Origin of the sequence: Bradyrhizobium australafricanum (assembly GCF_020329495.1) — a bacterium.
GTDB lineage: Bacteria > Pseudomonadota > Alphaproteobacteria > Rhizobiales > Xanthobacteraceae > Bradyrhizobium > Bradyrhizobium australafricanum.
The window spans coordinates 1-5,747 of sequence record NZ_JAGKJL010000143.1 but is presented as its reverse complement, the minus strand read 5'-3'; the positions used below and the strand labels follow the sequence as shown (position 1 = coordinate 5,747).

Sequence of the window (5,747 nt, the reverse complement as noted above, 5' to 3'; positions counted from 1 at the left end):
CGGTTGCAGGTGGAATATCCTGGAGCCTATCCGAACAAGCTTCTTCGAACGCTTCAACGTCGACTTAAATCCTGGCGCAGCGAGCAAGCGAACGCGTTACTGTTCGTTCCTACGGAGGAAACGCTTCCGGAGTATGAGGTCACAACACCCCAATGATATGCCAGGTGCCAGCGGAGGAGGCCGGGCGCTCCGAAACCCCGGCCATCTCCGCACCCGGCCTCCTCCTCAACCCAAGCCGGGAGCAAAATAAATGAGGCAACCCATCGCACTCGGGAGCATCGATATGTGAGGCAATACGATGGGCAGCAGCAGGCCGTGATTGACGTTGTTGACGTCGAGCAACGGCGCCCACGCCGACAGTCTGAGCCGCATCGCAGCATAGAAACCCTGGCACCAGGGATGCGCATCGATGTTGCCGCTGGGGTCGCGCCGGTGCATCGGCTCGAACCGATCGGGGGCAGTCGAGAGGGTGTTGCTGATGTCGTTGTGGCGCAGCGCGACGGCGGAGATCGCGGCGAACTCCGGCGTGCCGCCATGGTTGAAAGCGTCGGCATCGATCGCGAGCAGCGGGCAGATCCAATCGAGCGGGCTCATCGACACCGGTCCGGCCACGATCGCGGCGGTATAGCCGTCGAGCATGGGAATGCTGGTGGCGGCAGGATGGCGATCGACGCGATCCTGGAGCCATCGCTCGAGCTCCGCAAGCGACATCGCGGCTGACGCCATCGACGATGCTGCCTTATGGCGACGTGGGCTCATGCCGCTGCCTGCGGTGTGTGCCGGCGCGCCGCCTTCCAGTTCCAGGCGAGCAGCTCGTGCAGCTGATGGCTCTTGGTTCGCCCGGACACGATGCGCTCCAGCACATCGGTCAGGTAGGCCTGCGGGTCGAGCTCATGGAGTTTTGCCGTGTTCACGAGCGACGCCAGGATCGCCCAGCTCTCGGCGCCGCCTTCGCTGCCGCTGAACAATGAGTTGCGTCTTCCCATCGCAATCGGGCGCATGGAACGCTCGACTGTGTTGCTGTCAACTTCGACACGGCCGTCGCGGAGAAACAGCGTCAACCCGTCCCAGTGATTGAGTGCGTAGTTGATGGCCTCCGCCAGCTTCGATTGGGAGAAGAGCTGGCCGACCATTGCGGTCAGGCGCGTCCTGAGCGCCTCCATCAATGGAGCGGACCTGGTGCCGCGGCTGGCCAGCCGCTGCTCGGCACTGCTGCCACGGATCTCTGCTTCGATGGCATAGACCGCCTGCAGGCGCTCGATCACTTCGCGCGCGAACGGCGACTGGGTCGTCTTATACACCTCGACGAATTTGCGGCGGGCGTGGACGAGACAAAAGGCGAGTTGGATCGCGCCGCCATGATCGCGGGCGAGCGCTTTGTAGGCGGCATAACCGTCGACCTGCAGAATGCCGGAAAAGCCCATCAACTGTCTGGCGATCTCCGCCGTGCCGCGGCCGTCGGCGAACACGTAGGCCACCGCCGGCGGCGAGGGACCGCCCCATGGCCGGTCATCCATGGCATGCGCCCAGAACTGGCAGATGCGCGGGCGATGTCGTCCGGGATCGAGCACCGGCATCGGCGTCTCGTCGCAGAACAGGCGCGGCGCGGTCTGGATCGTGCGCAGCTGAAGCGCATAGAGGCTCCTGAGCCACCAGGCCGCACGCTTCACCCAGCCGGCAAGCGTCGCCCGGTCGAGATGGACACCCTGGCCGGCCAGAATTTGCACCTGTCGGTACAGCGGCAGATACCAGGCGAACTTCGAGACTACCACGTGGCTCACGAGTGCGGTCGAAGCCATGCCGCTCTCGATCAGGCGCGGCAGCACCTTCGCCTGGATCACACCATCGGTGCAGCGGCGGCAGCCGTACTTGGGACGGACCGTCCGCAGCACCCGCAGGATCGCCGGGATGATGTCCAGCACCTCGCTGACGTCCTCGCCGATCTTGTGAAGCTGGCCCTGGCAACACGGGCATGCGGTCGCCTCCGGCTCCAGCACATGCTCACAGCGCGGCAGGTGCTTTGGAAGCGCGCCGATGTTGCGGCGCGCCTTCTTCCGCAGTGGCTTGCCGGGCGGCTTTGCCGCAGCTGCATCGTCGTTGGCAGCTGCAGGCGGCGTGACGTCGGTCTCAAGATCGCCAAGCTCAAGCGCGAGCTGCTCGGCCACGAGCGCGGCAAGCCGCTCCGAGCGCTTCCCGAAGATCATGTCCTTGAACGTTTGCATTGCTACGCGCAGCGTCTCGTTCTCAGCGTCAAGCGCGAGCACCATCTCGGTCAGAGCTGCCGGATCGGTCGGGAGAGTGTCGGGGCGAATCGCCATGACCAGACGATACATCCGTGCGACCCATGCTCCAGTGAAATCCTCACTTCTCAGCCGACAATGGCCGGCTGCTTCACAGGCTTGGGCGACACACGCGTCCACTCGAGCCCGTCGAGTAGCATCGCAAGCTGCGTCGCACTGAGATGCACAACGCCGTCGCGGATCGGCGGCCAGGTGAAACGCCCCTGGTGCAACCACTTCGTTACCAACACCATGCCGCTGCCGTCCCACGCCAGAAGCTTCACTCTGTCCATGCGCTTGCTGCGGAACACGAAGACGTCGCCGCAATATGGGTTCGCGCGCAGTGCTTCGCTCACCAGCGCCGACAGCGTATGCACCGACTTACGAAAGTCGACCGGCTGGGCCGCCAGCACCACCTTGAGGTCTGACCGTAGAGCAATCACCGGATCCCTCGAAGCGCCGATAGCACCACCGAAAGCGTCGCCAGTTCCACCCCCGGCTCGACCCGGATGCGCGCCCCGTTCACCTCGATCTCGACCACTCCACAGACCTTGGCCGGCGGCGTGGCAATCTCCACGGGCTTCGTCTGTACCGGCGAAATACACTCGGACTTGCCAACCCTCCCGCCATCGCTCTCGGCGCCAATTTGGATAGGCACGAAGTTCTGGGCTTTGCCGGCCAGCGCCGCCGCTACCTGGCGGCGCCACACCGTGAGCAGTCCGCGAGAGACGCCATTGCGCCGCGCCACCTCGGAGATGTTCGCCCCCTCCTCAAAGCTCTCTGCCGCGATCCGGGCCTTCTCCTCGCTCGTCCACCGTCGCCGCCGGCGCTCCCCAGTGATCACCTCAACGCGGCGATAAGAGTCACCTTCCTGCCTGGCATCAAGCATGGCATTTGCCATCGCGCCACCTCCACCGATCAGCTCTTGCCAGCCTGTATCGCAGACAAGCTTCGTCACTGCGAGGTGAGGCCCTCATGCCGGTTACGGATGACCTCGATACCATCATTGAATTTGAGACCTGCAATGAGCTTCGGCAATGATCTGTGCCTTTGAGCCGGCGCCATCCTTGACGCGGCGATCACGAACTTGAACATCATCAACTCAGCGGCGGTCGGCGAATAACGAATCCCTGGAGCATATCGCAAGGCCGCGAACACGCCTTCGATGGGTTAGTCTGCAAGATGCATCTTGATGCCCGCCGCGCAGCCCTGACGATGACTCCCAATCTGGGTAATCTGCATATGCTTCGCTCGCACCCAACTATACCAATGTCTATTCGAGCCAGCCACGAAGATGATTGTCACAACGCACGCGCGCAATCAATCTGCCGTTATGGATATGTACACTCAAGCTTACCCTTTATGCGAGGAGGCGCAGGAGCGCACATCTGACTTTGGTGCAGCTACTACCTTATATTCCCGCTTGATCGATGACCTGAGTCACTTGAATTTCGCAGACGCGGATGACCGTCGGGCATTCCCTCCGACCCTACACAGCGTATTGGCAAGGCATGGGCTATTCGGGCTCACTACACCAACAGAGCACGGTGGGTTAGCCCTTCCTTTGCAAGAGGCCATCGACCTCGTCTCCGCGACCGCATCCTTCGATGTCTCAGCTGCCTCTACCCTCGTGATCCATAACTTTCTGGCACTACCCTGCATCGAAGCGGCACCGCACATCCCTGAACAAAGGCAGGTCATGTGGGGTGCAACACGCGGCGACCTTTGCGCTTTCGCTTTAACAGAGCCTGGAGCTGGCTCTGCCCCGCGACATATAGAAGCGTCGGCCTTCATGCATGAAGATAGAGTTCGTATCTCTGGCCGCAAAATCTGGATCGGCCTCGCTGACTGGGCTCGTTGGATCGTTTGTTTTGCGCGAGCCGCTGGTCCCAATGCGAAAGGACGGGTCGTTGGCGTTCTAGTTGATAGGCAGGCTCCGGGCCTAAAGGTCACGCACGAGCATCGCACACTCGGTCTGCGCGGTATTATTCAAAACACAATAGAGTTCCACGATGTCGAGCTGCCGAGCGCTTACGTGCTCTCTCGCGATCAAGACGGCTGGGGAGCAGCAGCATCTAGTATGAACCGCGGGCGCATCGGTGTGGCTGCTATGGGTCTTGGAGCCCTTGAGCGCGCTATTCAGGTCGCAGCCTCATATGCAAGCCGTCGTCGACTAGGCAAGCTGCGCATGATCGAGAACAGCTATATCGAGCAGTCATTTGGACAGATGGTACTCCGACGGGAAGTCGTGAAGGCAATGCTGGGTGCATCCTGCCGACTTGTCTCAGCGCAGGGCGCACCGAACGTCCACCTTGCGTCAGCAACGAAGGTTTTGTCCTCGGAGTGGTGCGGCCTCGTTGCCGATCAATGCGTCCAACTGTTAGGTGGCCGCGGTTACGATGAGGGGACTCCTGTAGCTAAAATCTATCGAGACGCTCGCATTCTCCGCATCTTCGAGGGGCCGACTGAGACGCTCCTATCACATCTCGGCCGCTGCCTTCTCTCTCGAGCCACACGTGACGAAATAGCTGATCTTTTTCTGTCTCTTGATGCGGCACCATTCCACGCTGCTGCAATTGAGGAACTCTCTGGACTCAATGAGACAGATGGCGCCGTACTAATCTATGCGGGTTGGCTCACCACATTAGGACTGGCACAAGCCGTCATGTCTACTGGTTCGTTCTCGGCCTCAGATTGTCTCGCGGCTGACCTCGTCAGTTCCGAATTGAACACCCTCCGTACTCGCAAGCCGGCAAGGCTATCTTTCGAAGGCCGTACTCGCGCTAGCAGGACTCTGAATACTTTCCTTCACGACGCAGCTTCTTCCATCCGTTCACCAGTCCTTACAGACGATTACCTCAGATTGGTACAGTATGTTTGAGACCCCATGTGAACGGTTCGAGGATGCTGATCTGGAGACGGTCCAACACTCGACAGCGACGAGCTTTCGGTAACACTGACCTAGCAAGATTTAGCGATTTAACTCAGCAAAGTTCATCTCATCGACAGCAAGCCGTTTTTGTCGCGGAGTCAGAACTACCACTCGAGGCTTGGGACAAACGCGCCGCATGATGCGTCGCTGAGGCGAGGCGAACTGGGATGTGTAGTCGCCTGGACAACAACAATTGAGATTGTGCACACTTAGCGACGCGCACACTTTGAGTATCGATTGAGTCGTTCGTGAAGAACTGGCGCCGGCGCCCGGCTTAAGCGGTGTTTCGAGCCGGGACGGTCTCGAAGAAGGCTCGGATGATGACACGCAAGAGCTCTGCGAGCCATCGCAGCAGCAGGCCGAAGTTATAGCCGGCAGCGGCGAGAACAGCGTTGATGCGGTCGCCGAGGCGTCCCTTGAGATAATTTCTGTCCATGCGGTGCTCGGCCTTGACGTGGCCGATGACGGGCTCGACAGCCGCGCGACGCTTCATCTCGCGACGGATGGAAGCTGTGACGCGGCGGACCTGACCCGAG

6 protein-coding genes and 1 pseudogene are annotated in these 5,747 nt (G+C 60.8%); 2 read left to right on the top strand and 5 right to left on the bottom strand.

Going from position 1 to position 5,747, the window contains the following annotated elements; all coding sequences use genetic code 11:
* Window positions 1-156: pseudogene (locus tag J6525_RS45850) on the top strand (ISNCY family transposase); the annotation flags it as partial.
* Window positions 157-225: 69 nt separating this feature from the next.
* On the opposite strand, the gene J6525_RS45845 reads toward J6525_RS45850, so the two are convergent.
* Genes J6525_RS45845 through tnpA form a run of 4 tightly spaced genes read right to left on the bottom strand, consistent with a single transcriptional unit; the run spans window position 226 to window position 3,180 of the window.
* A complete protein-coding gene (locus J6525_RS45845) occupies window positions 226-726 on the bottom strand; it encodes a UPF0149 family protein (RefSeq protein WP_225649546.1) in 501 nt (166 codons plus the stop codon).
* A 29-nt stretch (window positions 727-755) separates the two neighbouring features.
* Complete coding sequence (tnpC, locus tag J6525_RS45840; RefSeq protein ID WP_225649545.1) at window positions 756-2,318, bottom strand: IS66 family transposase; 1,563 nt, start codon at window positions 2,316-2,318, stop codon at window positions 756-758.
* A gap of 50 nt (window positions 2,319-2,368) precedes the next feature.
* Complete coding sequence (tnpB, locus tag J6525_RS45835) at window positions 2,369-2,722, bottom strand: IS66 family insertion sequence element accessory protein TnpB (RefSeq protein WP_069279868.1); 354 nt, start codon at window positions 2,720-2,722, stop codon at window positions 2,369-2,371.
* On the bottom strand, window positions 2,719-3,180 hold the full coding sequence (gene tnpA / locus J6525_RS45830) for an IS66-like element accessory protein TnpA (RefSeq protein ID WP_141343522.1): 462 nt from the start codon (window positions 3,178-3,180) through the stop codon (window positions 2,719-2,721). The genes tnpB and tnpA overlap by 4 nt, the downstream gene beginning before the upstream one ends.
* Window positions 3,181-3,573: 393 nt before the next feature.
* On the opposite strand from tnpA, the gene J6525_RS47830 reads away from it, so the two are divergent.
* Entirely contained in the window at window positions 3,574-5,160 is a 1,587-nt protein-coding gene (locus tag J6525_RS47830; protein WP_376708669.1) for an acyl-CoA dehydrogenase family protein, read from the top strand.
* A gap of 325 nt (window positions 5,161-5,485) precedes the next feature.
* Here the strand turns inward: J6525_RS47830 and J6525_RS45820 are convergent.
* The coding region (locus tag J6525_RS45820) for a transposase (protein ID WP_512699755.1) at window positions 5,486-5,747 on the bottom strand (262 nt) is incomplete at its 5' end.